At 71.4% G+C, this 18,100-nt stretch carries 16 protein-coding genes; 8 read left to right on the top strand and 8 right to left on the bottom strand.

Features of this window, described 5'->3' with window-relative positions:
• Positions 1 to 265: 265 nt before the first annotated feature.
• The 6 genes from MED01_RS30520 to MED01_RS30495 all read right to left on the bottom strand — a co-directional run bounded on the left by MED01_RS30520 (position 266) and on the right by MED01_RS30495 (position 6,843).
• Complete coding sequence (locus tag MED01_RS30520) at positions 266 to 1,312, bottom strand: LacI family DNA-binding transcriptional regulator (RefSeq protein WP_238671913.1); 1,047 nt, start codon at positions 1,310 to 1,312, stop codon at positions 266 to 268.
• Between the two features lie 82 nt (positions 1,313 to 1,394).
• Positions 1,395 to 2,816: a GH1 family beta-glucosidase gene (locus tag MED01_RS30515; protein ID WP_238671912.1), complete on the bottom strand. Its 1,422-nt coding sequence runs from the start codon at positions 2,814 to 2,816 to the stop codon at positions 1,395 to 1,397.
• On the bottom strand, positions 2,813 to 3,655 hold the full coding sequence (locus MED01_RS30510; protein ID WP_124853396.1) for a carbohydrate ABC transporter permease: 843 nt from the start codon (positions 3,653 to 3,655) through the stop codon (positions 2,813 to 2,815). Before MED01_RS30510 ends, MED01_RS30515 begins: the two co-directional genes overlap by 4 nt.
• A gap of 10 nt (positions 3,656 to 3,665) precedes the next feature.
• A complete protein-coding gene (locus tag MED01_RS30505) occupies positions 3,666 to 4,637 on the bottom strand; it encodes a carbohydrate ABC transporter permease (protein ID WP_238671911.1) in 972 nt (323 codons plus the stop codon).
• A gap of 109 nt (positions 4,638 to 4,746) precedes the next feature.
• Positions 4,747 to 6,036 (bottom strand): ABC transporter substrate-binding protein, encoded by a 1,290-nt coding sequence (locus tag MED01_RS30500; protein ID WP_238671910.1) that lies wholly within the window; start codon positions 6,034 to 6,036, stop codon positions 4,747 to 4,749.
• 243 nt (positions 6,037 to 6,279) lie between these two features.
• Entirely contained in the window at positions 6,280 to 6,843 is a 564-nt protein-coding gene (locus tag MED01_RS30495; RefSeq protein ID WP_238671909.1) for a plasmid pRiA4b ORF-3 family protein, read from the bottom strand.
• A gap of 150 nt (positions 6,844 to 6,993) precedes the next feature.
• On the opposite strand from MED01_RS30495, the gene MED01_RS30490 reads away from it, so the two are divergent.
• The gene (locus MED01_RS30490) at positions 6,994 to 7,740 is read left to right on the top strand and encodes a pyrimidine reductase family protein (RefSeq protein ID WP_238671908.1); all 747 of its coding nucleotides are present in this window, start codon (positions 6,994 to 6,996) and stop codon (positions 7,738 to 7,740) included.
• A 32-nt stretch (positions 7,741 to 7,772) separates the two neighbouring features.
• Here the strand turns inward: MED01_RS30490 and MED01_RS30485 are convergent, their stop codons facing one another.
• Both MED01_RS30485 and MED01_RS30480 read right to left on the bottom strand, forming a co-directional pair.
• Positions 7,773 to 8,519: a hypothetical protein gene (locus MED01_RS30485; RefSeq protein ID WP_238671907.1), complete on the bottom strand. Its 747-nt coding sequence runs from the start codon at positions 8,517 to 8,519 to the stop codon at positions 7,773 to 7,775.
• On the bottom strand, positions 8,512 to 9,030 hold the full coding sequence (locus tag MED01_RS30480; protein WP_238671906.1) for a SigE family RNA polymerase sigma factor: 519 nt from the start codon (positions 9,028 to 9,030) through the stop codon (positions 8,512 to 8,514). Before MED01_RS30480 ends, MED01_RS30485 begins: the two co-directional genes overlap by 8 nt.
• Before the next feature lie 233 nt (positions 9,031 to 9,263).
• On the opposite strand from MED01_RS30480, the gene MED01_RS30475 reads away from it, so the two are divergent.
• The 7 genes from MED01_RS30475 (at position 9,264) to MED01_RS30445 (ending at position 18,085) form a co-directional block, all read left to right on the top strand.
• Entirely contained in the window at positions 9,264 to 11,015 is a 1,752-nt protein-coding gene (locus tag MED01_RS30475) for an ATP-binding protein (RefSeq protein ID WP_238671905.1), read from the top strand.
• Between the two features lie 18 nt (positions 11,016 to 11,033).
• Complete coding sequence (locus MED01_RS30470; RefSeq protein ID WP_238671904.1) at positions 11,034 to 12,182, top strand: exonuclease SbcCD subunit D; 1,149 nt, start codon at positions 11,034 to 11,036, stop codon at positions 12,180 to 12,182.
• Positions 12,182 to 14,656, top strand: a complete 2,475-nt coding sequence (locus MED01_RS30465; RefSeq protein ID WP_238671903.1) for an AAA family ATPase — start codon at positions 12,182 to 12,184, stop codon at positions 14,654 to 14,656. The genes MED01_RS30470 and MED01_RS30465 overlap by 1 nt, the downstream gene beginning before the upstream one ends.
• Positions 14,653 to 15,612: a hypothetical protein gene (locus MED01_RS30460; RefSeq protein ID WP_238671902.1), complete on the top strand. Its 960-nt coding sequence runs from the start codon at positions 14,653 to 14,655 to the stop codon at positions 15,610 to 15,612. The genes MED01_RS30465 and MED01_RS30460 overlap by 4 nt, the downstream gene beginning before the upstream one ends.
• An 18-nt stretch (positions 15,613 to 15,630) precedes the next feature.
• Entirely contained in the window at positions 15,631 to 16,488 is an 858-nt protein-coding gene (locus MED01_RS30455; protein ID WP_238671901.1) for a spermidine synthase, read from the top strand.
• 125 nt (positions 16,489 to 16,613) lie between these two features.
• Positions 16,614 to 17,306: a sigma-70 family RNA polymerase sigma factor gene (locus MED01_RS30450; protein WP_091400696.1), complete on the top strand. Its 693-nt coding sequence runs from the start codon at positions 16,614 to 16,616 to the stop codon at positions 17,304 to 17,306.
• Entirely contained in the window at positions 17,303 to 18,085 is a 783-nt protein-coding gene (locus MED01_RS30445) for an anti-sigma factor family protein (protein ID WP_238671900.1), read from the top strand. The genes MED01_RS30450 and MED01_RS30445 overlap by 4 nt, the downstream gene beginning before the upstream one ends.
• Positions 18,086 to 18,100 lie beyond the last annotated feature (15 nt).

Raw genomic sequence — 18,100 nt, 5'->3', positions numbered from 1 at the left:
ACGCCGCACGCCGCACGCCGCACGCCGCACGCCGCACGCCCCAGGCCGCAGGCCGCAGGCCGCAGGCCGCACAAGATCGCGCAACTTCCTGGATGTAGTGGCCTCCTCAGGCACGATGACCACTACATCCAGGATCGAGCGCGATCTTGCGCTATGCGCGGGCGCGGGCGCGAGGTGACGCGGGCGCGAGGTGACGCGGGCGCGAGGTGACGCGGGCGCGGACGCGAGGTGACGCGGACGCGAGGTGACGCGGGGTGGGTGTGGGTCAGGCGGAGGCTCGGTGGACCAGTTGGGTGTCCAGCAGGATGTGGGAGGCGGGTAGCTCCTCGCCACGGATCCGGGCCACCAGCAGGCGGGCCATCTGCCGGCCCATCTCCTCCACCGGCTGGAAGACAGTGGTCAACGGCGGCTCCGCCCGTAGGGCGATCGTCGCGTCGTCGAAGCCGATCACTGCGACGTCCTGCGGCACGCGGCGACCGGCCTCGCGCAGGGTACGCAGCGCACCGAACGCCATGAGGTCGGAGGCGACGAAGACCGCGTCGAGGTCCGGGCAGGCGTCCAGCAGGCGACGCATGGCGGCCGCGCCGCTGCCCTCACTGAAGTCGCCGTACGCGATCAGGTCGGGGTTGACGCCGGCCCCGGTGGCCTTGACCGCCTCGGTGTAGCCGGTCAACCGGGCCAGGCCGACGCCCATGTCCTGCGTTCCGGCGATGGTGGCGATGCGTCGCCGCCCCTGGCGCGCCAGGTACTCCACCGCCTGCCGGGCCCCGCCAACGTTGTCCACGTCGACAAACCAGGCCGGTTGGGCGCCGGGTTGCAGCATCCGGGCGGGCCGACCGCCGAGCACGGCGGGCAGGCCGCGCTCCTCCAGCAGCGTCGGCAGCGGGTCGGAGTCGTGCAACGACAACAGCAGTACGCCGTCGACGTGCTGGTTGGTGAGGTGGTGCTCGACCCGCTCCCGTTCCACCGGAGACTGGGCCATGGCCAGCCAGAGCTGCATCGGCGTCTCCAGCAGCCCGGAGCTGATCCCCCGCACGATCGCGGCGAAGAACGGCTCGGTGAAGACCCGCTCGCCGGATTCGGACACCACCAGCGCGACGGAGTCGGTCCGCTGGGTGACGAGCGCACGGGCGGCCCGGTTCGGCACGTACCCCAGCTCGGCGATGGCCTGTTGGACCGCGGCCCGGGCCTCCGGGCTGACCTGGGGCGAGCCGTTGACCACGCGGGAGACCGTGCCCCGACCGACGCCGGCACGCGCCGCGACCGCATCGAGGGTCGGGCGCCCGAGCGACCGGGTGCGCTGCGTTGTCATCGTCTGCTCCTCCGACGGCGGGCGGACCCGGCGCCACCTGCGAGAGGTGGACGCCGGGGCCGTCCTGATGGCTGGCCCGAGCCTATTGTGCGGCCAGACCGTTGCGCCGGATCACCGAGGCGTACCACTTGGCGCTGGACTTGGGGGTGCGAACCTGGCTGTCATAGTCGACGTGGATCATGCCGAACCGCTTGGTGTAACCCCAGGCCCATTCGAAATTATCCATCAGCGACCAGGCAAAGTATCCCCGCAGAGGCACTCCGGCGTCGATCGCCTCGTGGGCGGCGCGCAGGTGGGCGTCGAAGTAGGCCAGCCGATCGACGTCGTCGACCTGCCCGTCGACCACCGAGTCGACGAACGCGGAGCCGTTTTCGGTGACGTACAGGGGCAGGTCGGTGTAACCGTGCACCCGGCGCAGCGTCTCGGTGAGACCCGGGGCGTCGATCTCCCAGCCCATGTCGGTGACCGGAACGCCACGGGTGACGAACCGGACGTCCTCGCTGCCCGGCCAGCACGAGGGGGCCGGGTCGGCCGCCTCGCCCTGGACCGGCGCGGCGACCACGTGCCTGCTGTAGTAGTTGACCCCGACCAGGTCCAGTGGCGTGGAGATGGTCGCCAGGTCGCCGTCGCGCACGTGCTCGAAGTCGGTCACAGTGCTGAGGTCGGCCACCAGGTCCTCCGGGTACGACCCGCGCAACAGCGGATCCAGGAAGAACCGGTTGGCCAAGCCGTCGATACGCCGGGCGGCGTCGGCGTCGGCGGGACTGTCAGTGGCCGGGTCGACCGGGTAGAGGTTGACTGTCACGCCCACCTCGGCGGCCGGCCGGGCGGCCCGCATTGCCTGCACGGCCAGGCCGTGACCGAGCATCAGGTGGTGTCCGGCACGCACCGCGTCCGCTCCGTTGGTGCGGCCGGGGGCGTGCACGCCGGAGCCGTAGCCGAGGAACGCTGAGCACCACGGCTCGTTCAGGGTGGTCCAGTAGCGCACCCGGTCACCGAGCGCGTCGGCCATCAGTGTGGTGTAGTCGGCGAAGCGGGCCGCGGTGTCCCGCGCCGGCCAGCCGCCGGCGTCTTCCAACGGCTGCGGCAGGTCCCAGTGGTAGAGGGTGAGCCACGGCTCGATGCCGTTGGCCAACAGCTCGTCCACCAGTCGCCGGTAGAAGTCCAGGCCGGCAGGGTTGGCCGCACCGGTACCGGTGGGCTGCACCCGGGACCAGGAGACCGAGAAGCGGTACGACTTCAGGCCCAGCTCGGCCATCAGCGCGACGTCGTCGCCGAGGCGGTGGTAGTGGTCGCACGCCACGTCCCCGGTGTGCCCGGCGACGACACGACCCTCGGTGTGGCTGAAGGTGTCCCAGATCGACGGGGCACGGCCGTCCACGGCCGCCGCTCCCTCGATCTGGTACGCCGCCGTCGCGGCCCCCCAGAGGAATCCGGGTGGAAAGGTCAGCCCGGGACGCTCGTCGAGGACGTCGACGGCGGGTGGGCTGGCGGGGTTGCTCACGACTTGACGGCACCTTCCATGATCCCGCCGATGATCTGGCGGCCAAACACGAGAAAGACGATTACCAGGGGGATGGTGCCGATCGCCGTGGCGGCGAACACCTGGGAGTAGTCGGTGTAGTAGGCGTACGAGAGGAAGGAGAGCGAGACCTGGAGGGTCGGGTTCTCCGGGGTGAGGATGGCGTACGGCCAGAGGAACGAGTTCCAGGTCTCCATGAAGGTCAGCAGACCGAGGACGCCGGCGGCCGGGCGCAGCGCGGGCAGCACGATGCTCCAGTAGATCCGGAACGTGCTCGCGCCGTCGACGCGGCCGGCCTCGATCAGCTCGTCGGAGATCGCCTGGCTGGCGTACTGCCGCATCATGAACACGCCGAAGGCGGTGACGAGGAACGGCACGGTGACCGCGTAGAGGGTGTCGTACCACCCCAGGTCCTGCATCATGCCCCAGAGCGGGATGAGCCCCATCTGGGTCGGGATCATCATCGTGACGATGATCGCCAGCAGGAGGGCGTTGCTGCCGCGGAACTTCAGCTTGGCGAAGGCGAACCCGGCCAGCGAACCGGTGAGCACCACCGAGACGGTGACCACCGAGGAGACGATGATCGAGTTCATCATGCCGGTGAGGAAGTTGGCGGCGTCGTTGTCGAGCACCCGCCCGAAGTTGTCACCGAACGCGCCACCGGGGGTCAGCGGCGGCGGCACGTCGTTGATGTTGTCCAGGCTGCGGGTGCCGATCACCAGCATGTAGTAGAACGGGTAGATCGACAGCAGCGCCGCCAGGACGAGCGCCAGGTAGGTCAACGGGCTGGTGCGCCACAGGCGCTGGGAAGCCGAGATCATCGATCTCTCCTCACTTCGCCGAGCGGCGGACGAGTAGGAAGTTGAACAGCGACACCACGATGATGATCATGAAGATCGCCCAGGCGACCGCAGCTCCGTAGCCGGCGGTGTTCAGGTTCACGATGCCCATCTCGTACATGTACATGGCCAGCGTCTGGAACTCCCGCTGGTTGCCGCCGATGATGTTGCCGTTGCCGAACAGCAGGGGCTCGGTGAAGAGCTGCATGCCGCCGATCGTGGACAGGATGACCACGAAGATGAAGGTGGGCTTGAGCATGGGCAGGGTGATCTGCCAGAACTGCCGCCACGGACCGGCGCCGTCGATCTCCGCAGCCTCGTAGAGGTCCTTCGGGATCGCCTGCATGCCGGCGAGCAGGATCAGGGTGTTGTACCCGGTCCACCGCCAGTTGACCATGGAGGAGATGGCCGTCCAGGAACTCCACCGGTGCCCGTCCCAGTCGACAGGGTCGACACCGACGAAGCTGAGCAGCCAGTTGAACAGGCCGAACTCCCGCTGGAACAACATTCCGAAGACGATCGCGACAGCGGCCACCGACACCACGTTCGGCATGAAGATGGCCATCCGGAAGAACGTCTTGGCGCGCAGTAGGGACCGGTTGAGCAGGTTCGCCAGGAAGAGGGCGAGCAACAACTGGGGGATGGTCGACAGGGCGAAGATGCCGAACGTGTTGACCAGCGCGTTCCAGAAGTACTCGTCGGACACCAGCCGGGTGTAGTTGTCGAAGCCGATGAACGTGTGCTCGCCGATCATGTCCCAGTCGTGCAGCGACATCCAGGCGGTGCGCAGCATCGGGTACAGCCCGAATACACCGAAGAGCACGAAGAACGGGGCGATGTAGAGGTACGGCGAGTACTTGACATCGAGGCGGTTGAGTAACCTTCCCCGTCGACGTCGGCGAGAGACGTCGGGAGAAGGCGGTGCTGCTGGCGACGGCCGTGCCGTCGTGGCCGACAGGCTCATGCGAATTTCCTTTTCCGGCGAGGCCCGGGGGCCCTCGCGCAGGGCGCTACGCGGAGGGGACCGGCCGGTGGCGTCCGGGAAGCCCCGAACGCCACCGGCAGGGAATCACTCAGAAGGCACCCTGAGTCTTTGCGTCCTTCGTGAACTGCTCCCAGGCCTTGGCCTTGTCGGCCTGCCCGTTCTCGAACGCCCGCAGGGCCGGCTCGAGCGCGTTCTCCTTCACCGCCTGGTGCTTCGGGCCCAGGTGGATCGGCTGGATCTTGGCGACGCTCTCCCCGAAGATCTTGCCGGTCGGCGCGTTGCTGAAGTACTCGTTGGTGTAGCTGAGGAACGCCTCGTTCTTCAGCGCCTCCAGGTTGGTGGGCAGCGGGCCCTTGAGCTTGAAGGCCTCCACCTGGCTCTTGGCGTTGGTCAGGTACTCGGCGAGCTTCGCCGCCTCCTTCGGGTACTTGCTCTGCGCCGGAACGGCGAGCCACGAGCCGCCCCAGTTACCGCCGCCACCAGGCACGGACGCGACGTCCCACTTGCCCTTGTTGGCCGGACCGGAGTTGTCCGACACGATGCCGAGCATCCAGGACGGGCAGAAGGTAGCCGCGAAGGTGCCCTGCTTGAAGCCACCCGACCACTCCGGCGACCAGGTGGACGCCTTGGCGGAGATGTCCGCCATCGAGGTGGCGGTGTCCCAGGCGTTCTTCACCGCGGGGCTGGTGTCCGCGATGACGTTGTCTTCCTTGTCGTAGAACAGGTCACCGTTGCCCTGGAAGAGCACGCCGTTGGAGACGGCGGTGATCGAGTCGATGAACGCCTTGCCGCCGCTGCCCTGCTTGTACTTCAGGCCGGCGTCGTGGAAGCCCTTCCAGTCCGGCCAGAGCGCCGACACCTGGTCGCGCTCGGCGGGCAGACCGGCAGCCTGGAACAGGTCCTTGCGGTAGCAGACGGCGAGGCTGCCGACGTCGGTCGGCAGGCCGATCAGCCGACCGTCCGGCGCCTTGCCCAGCTCCCACTTCCAGGGCAGGTATTCCTTCGAGTGGTCGGGGACCAGCGGGCTGAGGTCGGCCCAGTTGCGCGCGTTGGGCTTGAACTCGTTGAGGATGCCCTCTTCCAGCGCGGTGACGTCCGCCGCGCCCTTGCCGGTGGCCAGGTAGCGGACCAGCTTCGGCCGGTACTCACCGAGCTGTGCGGTCTTGCGCAGCTCGACCTTGATGCCGGTGTCCTTCTCGTACTGCTTGACGAGCTCGTCGTAGCCCATCTCGCCGAACGTGTCGACGACCAGCTTGGCCGGCTTCTCGCCGGCCGCCGGCTTGTCGTCGTCCTTGCCGCAGGCCGCGAGACCGCTGATTGCGGTGACCGCAGCCAGGGCAGCGACCGCCAGGCGGGTACGCCGCGTGGTGACACTCATGCGCTGACCCCTCTTTCCGGTGGTGAGGCTGATGTGTGTGGTGGGGGGTGTCTCATCGCGCCAGGCCGGGGATGCGTGAGTGACCCATGCCACCTCCGGGAGCGCTCCCATGAGATTGCCGGCGGGTAACGGGAGTGTCAATAGGGCGATGGGAGCGTTCCCAGATCGTTACCGCTGATCACTCCCGCAACAGCCACCCCAGCGGCACCACCCAAAGCGGGTCTCAGCAGAAGCTGGAGCGGTTCAGCAGAAGCGGCGCAGGAGGGTGGTCGCCCGTTCCGGGTCGAAGCCGGACGGGTCGAAGGCCGGACCCGCCCAGTCGCGCAGCACCGCGTGGCGGGAGCTGACGAGGTCGGCAGGGGGACTCTGGTCGTCCAGGGCTTCCAGGAGCGCCTGGTAGCCCAACGGCCCGCCGACACCCTCCGGCGGGCAGGCCCGCTCGCCGGCCAGGCAGACCGGGTACCGCTCGTCGGGGTCGGCTGTCAACGCGTCCTCCACGACCAGGTCGTGCTCCCACCAGTCACCGAAGTCGTACGTGTAGGAGAACCGGCTGCCCTTGCCGAGCACCGCGTCGAGCCGCACGTCCAGCTCGTCGTGCGACGCCAACTCCCCGTCCGGGTCCGGCTCGCCGTACTGCACCGCGTCGATCTCGAACGAGTGCAGGTGGCAGTCCCGCCAACCCATCGCGTGCTGCACCACCCGGTGCAGCCGGTCCAGCGTGTAGCCGGCCGGCACGAGCACACGGCGCCACACCGGCGGCCGGGTCCCGCCGAGGGACATCTTCAGCTGGAAGATCTGACGCGACATGCTGTCCTGTCCTCCCGCGGCTTAGGCTGCGAGCATGATCTGCCGAGCGTGCCGGGCCCGGCGACACGACGACTGCCCGGGCCGGAACTGGTGCGACTGCCAGCACCGTACCGCCGAACCCACCCCTCCGGTCACCGGTCCGGCCGGCGAATGACCGTCGGAATTCCGATCCGACGGCTCTGGCCCGAGCCGTCGACGCAGCCCCTCGACGACACCGAACTGACCGCCCTCTACGGCCGCGCCGACCAACCCCGGCTTCGGGTGAACTTCGTGACCAGCCTGGACGGCGCGGTCAGCGTGGACGGCTACTCCGCGGGGCTCTCCGGCGAGCCTGACAAACGGGTGTTCGGCCTGCTGCGGATGACCTGCGACGCCCTGGTGGTGGCCGCCGGCACGTTCCGCCACGAGGGGTACCGGGCGGTCCGTCTGAACGAGACCCGCCGCGCCTGGCGTCGGGCCAACGGGCTCGCCGAGTACCCGACACTGGTGGTCGTCTCCGGCTCCCTCGACCTCGACCCGGCGCAGGCCGCCTTCGCCGACGCGCCGACCCGCCCGATCGTGCTCACCCACGCCGACACCGATCCACCGCCCGGGCTCACCGACGTCGCCGACGTGCTGCGCTGCGGCACCGGGCGGGTCGACCTGGCCGCCGGCCTCGCCGAGCTGCACGGACGCGGGCTGACCCAACTGCTCTGCGAGGGCGGCCCGCACCTGTTCGGCGCGCTGACCGCCGCCGACCTGGTGGACGAGCTGTGCCTGACCGTCTCGCCGCTGCTGGCCGGGCCCGGCCCCGGCCGGATCACCGCCGGCGACACCGCGCCGCCCCGGCATCTGCCGTTGCGGCACGTGCTCGCCGCCGAGGACGGCGTCCTCCTGCTCCGCCACGCCCGCCAGTAGGTCGGTTGGCGCGCATCGAGGCGCGGATGAGATCAGTCCGTGAGCACCGCCCCCGGAGCCCACGGGATCCGGTAGCGCTGGCCGTCCGCAGTGCTCGCCCAGACCTGCACCTCGTCGTACGGCTCGGCGGCGACCACCTCCGCCACCGCGCCGCGCGGCGCCGGGCCGACCGGGTGTGACACGCCTGCGGCGACGACCTCGACGGTACGACCCGGCGGCGCCTGGACCAACACGTAGAGCCGACCACCGGAGCGCCGCGCCACGGCCACACCCAGCCCGCTGCCGGTGGCTCGGACCGCCGCACAGGCCGCGTCACCGTCGACGCAGGCCAGGTCGTACGAGAGGTAGTCGCTCAGCCGCCGCGGATCTCCCCCGTCCGGGGCGGTCCAGACCTCCGCCGCCCGACCCCCGGCGGCCCGCTCCGCGCCGTGTGGCTCCCGTCCGACAAGCACGAGCGTCTCCGTCCCGGCACGGCCGACGGCGACCACCTGCGCCTGCGTCACGGGTCGACCGTCAGGATCGACGATCCCGGCCGGGACGTCGACAACCGCGCTCGGCACGATGCCGCCGGCCTCGCCGTCACCGCGACCGACCGGCCCCAGCTGCGAACCCAGCAGCACCCCCACGGCGACCGCCACCGCGGCCGTGCCGCCCGACAGCAGCAGACGTCGGCGACGCCGCGCCCGGCCACCGGTGATGACCCGGCGGGCGAAGTCGGGCGGCAGTTCCACAGTTGCGACAGCATGGTCGAGCAGGCCGGCCACCTCGTGGTCACGCATGGTTCTCCTCCGCGAGGTCGAGATCGAGTGGAGTGACACCGGCGGCTTCCAGTCGGGCCCGCAGACGGTGCAGACCACGGGAAGCCTGGCTCTTCACCGAGCCCACCGAACAGTCCAGTTCGGCGGCTGCCTCCGCCTCGGAGAAACCAAGCCAGTACCGGACCACCACCACCGCCCGCATCCGCGGTGGAAGCTCCCGCAGTGCCTCCAGCAGCAGCTCCCGGTCGTCGACACGGGTCATCTCATCCTGCTGCGGCGTCGCGTCCGGAAGACCGGCGACCCGACGTCGGTTCCACGGCGAGCGCCACCGGCTGACCAGCCGGTTGGTCATCGCGCGACGCAGGTAAGCCTCCGGCTGCCGTTGCCGGACCACGTGCCAGCGCGGGTACGCCTGCTCCAGCACCTCCTGCAGCAGGTCCTCGGCGTCCGCCCGCTGCCCGGTGATCAGTACGGCGAAGCGGAGCAGTCGCGGGCCGCTCGTCGCGACGAAAGCGCCGAAGTCGTCATTCATGCGTGCTCCATGCCTAGGTAACGCGACCGGCGCCCCGCGAGTTGAGTCCGGACCTCGCGCGGGTACACGTACACGACTCCCGCCCACCTGGTGCGCTCGGTCGAGCACCGAGCGTCATGAGTGTGACGGCGCATGGTGTCGTCCGCCGCGTCGCGTGGCGACCTGTCGTACTCCTCGGGCAGGATGCACTGCATGCGCGCCGACAGTGATGCCCGAGCGACCCGAGCGACCCGATGACCGACGCCGAGCTCGACAGCCCGGGCGAAGTCGTCGGGCGGGTGCTGGGCACCGCCGATGCCACCCCGTTGCAGTTCTGGACGGCAGTCGCGCCCGGCAGCTACCTCCAGCTCGACGACGTGGTGGTCACCCGACGGGAGCTGCCGGACCGGGAGCCGGTGACGATCGCCGGGGTGGTCACCCAGGTCCGCGCTCGGCACGAGGGCGCCCAGTTCGAGTCCGACGTGTTCGCCATCGCCGACGGCACGCTGCCCGCGCAGGTGCAGGAGGCGGCCGAGGTCACCACCACCCGGGTCGATCCGGAGCTGTACGTGCCGCCGACCCCGGGCGCCGTGGTGCACCGGGCCGAGGGGGACGCCCGGGCCCGCGCACTGCACTTCGACCGGATGGAGCGGCGCATCCCGATGGGCATGGGTCGCGACGGGGTCCCGGTCTACCTCAACGCCGACTTCCTCGACGGCAGCCGGGGCGCGCACGTCTCCATCTCCGGCATCTCCGGGGTGGCCACCAAGACCAGCTTCGCCACCTTCCTGCTCTACTCGGTCTTCCGCTCGGGCGTGCTGGGTGGCGACGCGGTGAACGCCAAGGCGCTGATCTTCAACGTCAAGGGTGAGGACCTGCTCTTCCTCGACCACCCCAACACCCGCCTCGACGAGCCGACCCGCGCGGCGTACGCGAAGCTCGGGTTGAGCGCCGGCGCGTTCCCCGACGTGCGGGTGTACGCCCCGCCCCGGGCCGGTGACGCGGCCGGCACGCCGGATGTGAGCAGCCGGCTCACCGGGGTCGACTCGTTCTACTGGACCCTCGCCGAGTTCTGCTCCGACCGCCTGCTGCCGTACGTGTTCGCCGACGCCGACGACGAGCGCCAGCAGTACACGATGGTGGTCCATTCGGTGGCCGCGCACCTGGCCCGCTACGCCCAGCCCGCCGACGGCGGGGTGAGCATCGACGGGGTCCGGCTCGGCTCCTACGGCGATCTGGTCGACCACATCGTCGATCAGCTCAACGACGACGAGACCCGCTCCGACTGGGCGGGTAGCGCGGTCGGGCTGGGCACCGTCAACGCGTTCGCCCGGCGGTTGATCGGCAGTAAGAAGGACCTGGCCCGGCTGATCCGCGGCGACCTCGCCACCCGCCGCCCCCACTCGATCAACACGAGCGAGTCGGCCCAGGTCACTGTGGTCGACCTGCACAACCTTCCCGACCGCGCGCAGCGGTTCGTGGTCGGTGTGACGCTCAAGAGCGAGTTCGAGCGCAAGGAGAAGTCCGGCACCGCCAAGCCGCTGCTCTTCGTCGTCCTCGACGAGCTCAACAAGTACGCCCCCCGGGAGGGCTCCTCGCCGATCAAGGAGGTCCTGCTGGACATCGCCGAGCGGGGCCGCTCGCTCGGGGTGATCCTGATCGGCGCGCAGCAGACGGCGAGTGAGGTGGAGCGGCGGATCGTCACCAACTCGGCGATCCGGGTGGTCGGCCGGCTCGACCCGGCGGAGGCGTCCCGCCCGGAGTACGGCTTCCTGCCGCCCGCGCAGCGCCAGCGGGCGTTGCTGGCCAAGCCGGGGACCATGTTCGTCAACCAGCCGGACATCCCGGTGCCGCTCTGCCTGGAGTTCCCGTTCCCGGCCTGGGCCACCCGGGTCTCCGAGGCGGGCCGGGCACCATCGGAGACGCTGCGCTCGATCACCCAGTCCGCCGACCCGTTCGCCGTGGTGGGCTCCGGCGGCGGCACCGACGACGACATCCCGTTCTAGCTAGGGGCCGGCACAGCCATGAAGATCCTGCACACCTCCGACTGGCACGTGGGAAAGGTGCTCAAGGGGCAGTCCCGGGCCGACGAGCACAAGGCCGTGCTGGCCGGGGTGATCGAGATCGCCCGTGCCGAACAGCCGGATCTGGTGATCGTCGCAGGTGACCTCTACGACACCGCGGCGCCCAGCTCGGAGGCGACCCGCCTGGTCACCAGGGCGTTGACGGCGTTGCGGCGGACCGGCGCGGACGTCGTGGCGATCGGCGGCAACCACGACAACGGCCCGGCGCTGGACGCGCTACGCCCCTGGGCCGATGCCGCCGGCATCACGCTGCGCGGCGGGGTGCGGGAAAACCCGGACGAGCACGTCATCGACGGCACCACAGCAGGTGGCGAGCGGTGGCGGCTGGCCGCGTTGCCGTTCCTGTCCCAGCGGTACGCGGTGCGCGCGTTGGAGATGTACGAGCTGACCGCCGCGGAGACCAATCAGACGTACGCCGACCACCTGGGCCGGGTGCTGGGGCGACTGACCGAGGGATTCACCGAACCGGACCGGGTGCACCTGGTCACCGCGCATCTGACGGTGACCGGCGCGGCCGCCGGTGGTGGCGAGCGCGACGCGCACACGGTGTTGGGCTACGCCGTTCCGGCCACCGTCTTTCCGGCCACCGCGCACTACGTGGCGCTGGGTCACCTGCACCGGGCGCAGCGGGTCGCGGGCCCCTGCCCGGTGCGGTACAGCGGCAGTCCGCTCGCTGTGGACTTCGGTGAGCAGGAGAACATCCCCTCGGTGACGATTGTCGAGGTGACGGCCAGCACCGCAGCCCGGGTGCGGGAGGTGCCGGTGACGGCGGCGAGCGCGCTGCGGACGGTGCGGGGCACCCTGGCCCAGCTCGCCGAGATCGAGGCGCCGGACGCGTGGCTGCGGGTGTACGTGCGGGAGCAGCCCCGCGCCGGCCTGCGCGAGGAGGTCCAGGAGCTGCTCCCCCGGGCTCTGGAGATCCGGATCGACCCGGAGCTGTTGGCCGCGCCGGGCAGCGGGGCGCGCATCGCCCAGCGGTCGGGGCGTTCGCCCCGGGAGTTGTTCGCCGACTACCTGGACAGCCGGGGCCACGCCGACGAGGGTGTCCGGGAGCTCTTCGACGAGCTTTTCGAGGAGGTCGAGCACTGATGCGTCCGATGCGGTTGGACATGGCCGGGTTCACTGTCTTCCGAGACGAGACCACAGTCGACTTCACCGACGCCGACTTCTTCGCGCTGATCGGCCCGACCGGTTCGGGCAAGTCGACAGTGCTGGACGCGATCTGCTTCGCCCTCTACGGCATGGTGCCCCGCTGGGGTGGTGCCCGAGGGTTGGCGAACGCGCTCGCGCCGTCGGCGACCGAGGCGCGGGTCCGCCTGGTCTTCGAGTCCGGCGGCGCCCGGTACGTGGCGACCCGGGTGGTCCGCCGGGACGGCCGGGGCAACGTGAAGACCGCGAACGCCGGGTTGCAGCTGATGCCGGCCGGCTTCGACGTGACCAAACTCGACACCGGGTTGAGCCCGGACGACCTCGGTGAGGTGGTGGCCGGCACCCCTGCCGAGATGGAGCAGGCGGTGCTGGAGGCGGTCGGGCTGCCGTACGAGCAGTTCACCAGCTGTGTGGTGCTGCCGCAGGGGCAGTTCGCCGACTTCCTGCACGCCAAGCCGGCGACCCGGCAACAGATCCTGGTCAACCTGCTGGGCCTGGGCGTCTACGAGGACGTGCAGAAGAAGGCGACGGCGCGCGCCGCGCAGGCGGAGGCCCGGCTGGAGGCGGTCGACCAGGTGCTCGCCGGGTTGACCGGCGTGGACGACGAGGCGTTGGCCGAGGCCGACGCCCGGGTGGAGCGGATGGCCGAGCTGGCGGCCGCGGTGGCCGAGGCGGTGCCGGAGCTGGCGGCGGCCCGGGTCACCGCCGGGGAGGCCGCGGCGGCGCTGACCGCACTGGACGACGAGTTGACAGTGCTGGCCGGGGTGCGCGCGCCGGCCGGGGTGGCCGCCGTCGCTCGCGCGGTCGCCGCGGCACGGGCCGACGCCGAGGCGGCGGCGACCGGGGTGTCGCTGGCCGAGGAGCGGGAGGACAAGCTGCGCGGCGAGCTGGCCGCCGCCGGTGACGAGAGCGCGCTGCGACTGCAACTGCGGGCGTACGACGATCGGGATCGGCTGTCCGGCGAGGCGGAAACGGTCCGGGCGACGGTGCGCGCGGCGAATGACGAGCACGCCGCCTCGGTGGCGGCGCTGGCCGCCGCACGGGTGGTCGCCGAGCGGGCCGACGCCGAGCTGGAGGCGGCCTTCCGGGCGCACGAGGAGGCGAAGGCCACCGACCTGGCGGTGAGCCTGCGGGTCCACCTGCATGCCGGCGCGGCGTGCCCGGTGTGCGAGCAGCCGGTGGCCGAGGTGCCGGCGGTGCCGGCCGATTCGGCGGTGGCGGCCGCGACGGCGGCGGGCAAGGCCGCGCGGGCCGCTACCAAGGCCGCGCAGGCGACGGTGCAGGAGCGGGACACGGCGGCGCGGGAGCTGGAGCGGCTGCTGGTGCAGGCGCGAGCCCGGCAGGAGCAGACGGAGGCCCGGTTGGCCGAGCTGGACGGGCAGCTCTCCGGCGCGGCTGAGCCGGCCGTGCTGCGCCGGGAGTTGGCCGAGCACGCCCGGTTGCGGCGTGCGCTGGAGGAGGCGGCGACCGCGGTTCGGGCCGGTCGCGAGACCGCTCGGCAGGCTCGGGCCGCTGTGGACGCCGCCGAGGAGCGGCTGCGCTCGGCGTGGCGGGCCTTTGACACCGCCCGTGACGGGTTGGCCCGGTTCGGCCCACCGGCGACCGATCGGGACGACGTGGCTGCCGCGTGGGCGACGCTGACCGAGTGGGCGACCACCGAGGCGGACCGCCGCCGCGTCGAGCGGGCCGGTCGGGCCGCCGCCGTGGCGGAGGCCGAGTCGGTGGCCGACGGGGTGCAGCGGGAGATCGCTGGCATCTTCGCCGCCGCCGACGTGCCGGTCGGGGACGACCCGGTGCACGCGGCGACGGTGGCGGTGGAGCGGGCCGACGCCGACCGACGGCGGCTGCACGAGCGTCGCGAGCAGGCCGGGACGTTGCGCGAGCAGCGGGCGGGGCACGAGCGGGAGGCGCAGGTGGCGCGCGCGCTCGCCGGGCACCTGCGGGCCAACAACTTCGAGCGGTGGTTGCTGGCGGAGGCGTTGGACCTGCTGGTCGACGGCGCGTCGGGGATCCTGCGCGAGCTGTCCTCCGGGCAGTACGAGCTGGTGCACGACAAGGGTGAGTTCGTGGTGGTGGACCACCATGACGCGGGGCTGCGTCGCGGCGTGCGCACCCTCTCCGGGGGTGAGACGTTCCAGGCGTCGCTGGCGCTGGCGTTGGCGCTCTCCGAGCAGTTGGCCGGGATGTCCACCACTGCGGCCAGCCTGGAGTCGATAGTCCTGGACGAGGGTTTCGGCACGCTCGACGCCGCCACCCTGGACACGGTGGCGGCGACCCTGGAGAACCTGGCGGCCCGGGGCGATCGGATGGTCGGGGTGGTCACCCACGTGCCGGCGTTGGCCGAGCGGATCCCGGTCCGCTTCGAGGTGCGCAAGGATGCCCGGTCAGCGCGCGTGGAGCGGACGGGCCGGTGAGTGACGCCGCGTTCTTCGTCGATTCGTGGGATCCGGCGTACGGGGCGTCGTTCGAGGCGTCCGCCGCCGGGCCGGCCGCGCCGAGCAGCGCCCAGGTCGACGCGGACGTGGAGCTGCCCGCCGTGGACTGGCGGGCGATCGGGGTACGCCCCGGGGTGCGGGCGCCCGACGTGGTGTTGCTCGTCGACGGGGTTCGCCGCATCGACGCGAGCATCTGGACGGCGGAGACCGACGGCGTGTCGTTCCCCGGGTTGGCCGCCTCGTATGCGGCCGGGGTGGTCCGGTGTGACCTGGGTCGGGGTGCGGCGCAGTTGGCGGGCACCCGGGTTGGTCGGGGCCTGTTCACCGCGAGCCCCTCGGCGCAGGACGTGGTGGCGGGTGCGATCCGTTACCCGGTGCACAGGGTGGGTGGCACCGGTGAGCTGGCGAAGCTGCCGGCGGCCGTGCAGGGCCCGCTGACCGCGTTGGAGGTGGCGGTGTCCGACGCCGCCCGGGTCGACGGTGACCTGTTGGTGGTGGACGGCCCGTTGCGTAGTCGCCGGCAGTTGCCGCGCACCCTGGGCTACATCAAGACGCAGCACAGTCAGTACCTGGATGCCCGGCTGACCGCGGTGGTGACGGGCATGGCGTCGGGTGAGCGCTCCCCGGTGTTCCGGCTCGGCACCGCCTGGGGCGGTTGGTCGTGGTATTTGCGGCTGCCGGTGGCGATCGGCGCGCCGTGGGCGGGCATCGTCCGGGTGGAGTGCTCCGCCGACCTGCCCGTCGAGGCGGCGATCGAGCTGGCCGACCTGTCGCTGGCGACCCTGCCGCGCTTCGCTTCCACCCCGTACAAGGATCCGCGGGCCCCGCAGAACCTGATCCCGATCGCCGGTCTGGAGCGTCGACTGCGGGCCCTGCTCGGCGATTCCCGGCTGCTGCACCGCGCGTTGACCGCCGCGGCCCGGGCCGCCCGATGAGCGCGGAGACTGGTTCCGGTGGGGCGTAAACGGGCTGGTGACCGGGTGGTCGAGCAGGTGGACACCGGGCTGGCGGAGTTGGTGCCGGATCCGGATCGTGCCGGCTCGTGGACGCTGCTGCTCGACGGCGCGCCGCAGTCGCACGTCGACCTGACCGATCCCACCCACCTGGAGTTCGAGTACGTGCGGCGGTTGGCCGCGGCAGTGGATCTGATCGCACCTGCCGGTGCGCCGCTGCGGGTGCTGCATCTGGGTGGTGGCGCGCTGACCCTGCCCCGGTACGTCTCCGCCACCCGACCCGGATCGACCCAGCGGGTGTCCGAGGTGGACGGTGCGCTGGTGGAGCTGGTCCGTCGGGCGTTGCCGTGGCCGTCCGACGCCCGCTTGCGGGTCCGGGTGGAGGATGCCCGCGCGGTGCTGGCGTCCACCCGGGAGGCCAGCTACGACGTGGTGGTCGCCGATGTGTTCGCCGGTGCGCGTACGCCGGCCCACCTCACGTCTGTGGAGTACGCGGCCGAGGTGGCCCGGGTGCTGCGCCCCGCCGGTTGGTACCTGGCGAACCTGGCCGACGGTCCGCCGCTGCGGCACGCCCGTGGGCAGGTCGCCACGGTCCGTTCGGTGCTGCCGCAGGCGTGTCTGGTCGGGGACGCGGCGGTGCTGCGGGGGCGCCGGTACGGCAATCTGGTGCTGGTCGCCGGGCGGTCCGCACCGCCGGTGCCGGAGCTGACCAGACGCGCCGCCGGTGACTGGTTCCCCGGTCGGGTGGTGGCCGGCGACGACCTGGACCGCTTCGTCGGTGGCGCGCAGGTGGTGCGGGACGCCGACGCGACCGGCTCCGATCCGCCACCGCCGGGGCTGTTCTCGGTGCGCCGCTGACCGTCCACTCCATATCGGTGGGGAAGTTTTTCCGTCGTTTGTTGATCCGCTGGGGCCGGCGCTGCGTACCACCGGGCGGCCCACCTCGTGGGCCGGCGTTGGTCACGGACATCCCGGAGGTCTGCATGCACGCGGTGGCGGCCGGTTGGCATGGCGACGCGGTACGCGCTGACTGGTTGTCGGCGCGACCCTCGTCACGGTCAACCTCGTCTGCCCGGGGGGTCGACGCGCGGGCGACGCCTCGCCAGAATGGTCCGGTGACGCCGCGACCGGCGCCCGGACGCCATCAGGCGACGACAACCGAGGCCAGCCACTCCGACCAGTTGATCCGTCAGCTCTACGCCGAGCATGCCGGCCCGTTGCTGATGTTCGTCATGCGCCTGACCGGGGGGGACCGGCAGCGCGCGGAGGACATCGTCCAGGAGACGCTGCTGCGGGCCTGGCGCAACGCGCACCGCCTGGGCACCCAGGGGCAGGGTTCGCTTCGGCCGTGGTTGGTCACTGTGGCCCGCCGCATCGCCATCGACGAGCACCGCAGCCAGGAGGCCCGGCCGCCGGAGACGTACGACCGGGACCTCACCGCGTTCGCCGAGGCGGACAGCACCGACCGGGTGCTGCGGACCATGACTGTGGCGGACGCGCTGCGTACGCTCAGTCAGTCGCACCGGGAGATCCTGATCTCGACGTACTTCCGGGGGCGGACGGTGCCGGAGGCCGCCGAGGAGTTGGGTCTGCCGCTCGGCACGGCCAAGTCGAGGGTCTACTACGCGCTGCGCGCGCTGCGCACGGCTCTGCAGGAGCGGGGGGTGACAGAATGAGCCGGCCGGACCATATGGACGTCGCGGCGTACGCGCTCGGTGTGCTCGATGAGCAGGACACTGAGCGGTTCGAGGAGCATCTCGCCACCTGCTGGGCGTGCGCGGCCGAGTTGGAGACGATGGTGCCGGTGGTCGGGCTGCTCTCCGACATCGACGGCGAGACGATGATGGCGCTGGAGCAGACGGCGACCGACCCGGCTCTGCTGGACCGGACGCTCGGCGCCGTCCGGGCCGACCGGCGGCGTACCCGGTTTCGTCACATGCTCGCTACGGCCGCCGCGATCGTGGTCTTCGGCGGTCTGACCGGGTACGGCTTCGTCAGCGTGACCGGGAACGAGCAACCGCCGGGGGTGCTCGCCGAGTCGACGCCGAGCGCGCCGAACGACCCGACGACGAGCGTGCCGACGGCCGCGCCGAGCGGCCCGGGTGTGGGCGGCACCGAGGTGGAGGGCGATCAGGTCGAGGCGACCGACCCGACCACCGGTGTGCAGACCACGATGTTCCTGGTGACCAAGGACTACGGCACCCGGATCAATTTCAGCCTGCGGAAGCTGCCCGGCCCACGCATCTGCCGACTGGTGGTGGTACGCAAGAACGCCACCACCGAGGTCATCTCCACCTGGTCGGTGCCGGAGGGCGGGTATGGCACCAACACCCGGCCGCAGGGTCTCGAACTGAGCGCCACGACGTCGGCTCTGCCGCCTGACATCAAGCAGCTCCAGGTGCAGTCGGTGGATGCCAACGGCGTGGCGAGTCCGCTGGTCACCGTACCCATGTAAGCGCGCCTACCGCAT

Source organism: Micromonospora alfalfae, from assembly GCF_022230925.1.
Classification (GTDB): Bacteria; Actinomycetota; Actinomycetes; order Mycobacteriales; family Micromonosporaceae; genus Micromonospora; species Micromonospora alfalfae.
This window is presented reverse-complemented; position numbering and strand designations above follow the sequence as displayed.

Coding starts and splice junctions, on each gene's coding strand:
- MED01_RS30520 (WP_238671913.1), bottom strand. CDS start 1,312: ATGACAACGCAGCGCACCCGGTCGCTCGGGCGCCCGACCCTCGATGCG.
- MED01_RS30510 (WP_124853396.1), bottom strand. CDS start 3,655: ATGATCTCGGCTTCCCAGCGCCTGTGGCGCACCAGCCCGTTGACCTAC.
- MED01_RS30505 (WP_238671911.1), bottom strand. CDS start 4,637: ATGAGCCTGTCGGCCACGACGGCACGGCCGTCGCCAGCAGCACCGCCT.
- MED01_RS30500 (WP_238671910.1), bottom strand. CDS start 6,036: ATGAGTGTCACCACGCGGCGTACCCGCCTGGCGGTCGCTGCCCTGGCT.
- MED01_RS30495 (WP_238671909.1), bottom strand. CDS start 6,843: ATGTCGCGTCAGATCTTCCAGCTGAAGATGTCCCTCGGCGGGACCCGG.
- MED01_RS30490 (WP_238671908.1), top strand. CDS start 6,994: ATGACCGTCGGAATTCCGATCCGACGGCTCTGGCCCGAGCCGTCGACG.
- MED01_RS30485 (WP_238671907.1), bottom strand. CDS start 8,519: ATGCGTGACCACGAGGTGGCCGGCCTGCTCGACCATGCTGTCGCAACT.
- MED01_RS30480 (WP_238671906.1), bottom strand. CDS start 9,030: ATGAATGACGACTTCGGCGCTTTCGTCGCGACGAGCGGCCCGCGACTG.
- MED01_RS30475 (WP_238671905.1), top strand. CDS start 9,264: ATGACCGACGCCGAGCTCGACAGCCCGGGCGAAGTCGTCGGGCGGGTG.
- MED01_RS30470 (WP_238671904.1), top strand. CDS start 11,034: ATGAAGATCCTGCACACCTCCGACTGGCACGTGGGAAAGGTGCTCAAG.
- MED01_RS30465 (WP_238671903.1), top strand. CDS start 12,182: ATGCGTCCGATGCGGTTGGACATGGCCGGGTTCACTGTCTTCCGAGAC.
- MED01_RS30450 (WP_091400696.1), top strand. CDS start 16,614: ATGCACGCGGTGGCGGCCGGTTGGCATGGCGACGCGGTACGCGCTGAC.
- MED01_RS30445 (WP_238671900.1), top strand. CDS start 17,303: ATGAGCCGGCCGGACCATATGGACGTCGCGGCGTACGCGCTCGGTGTG.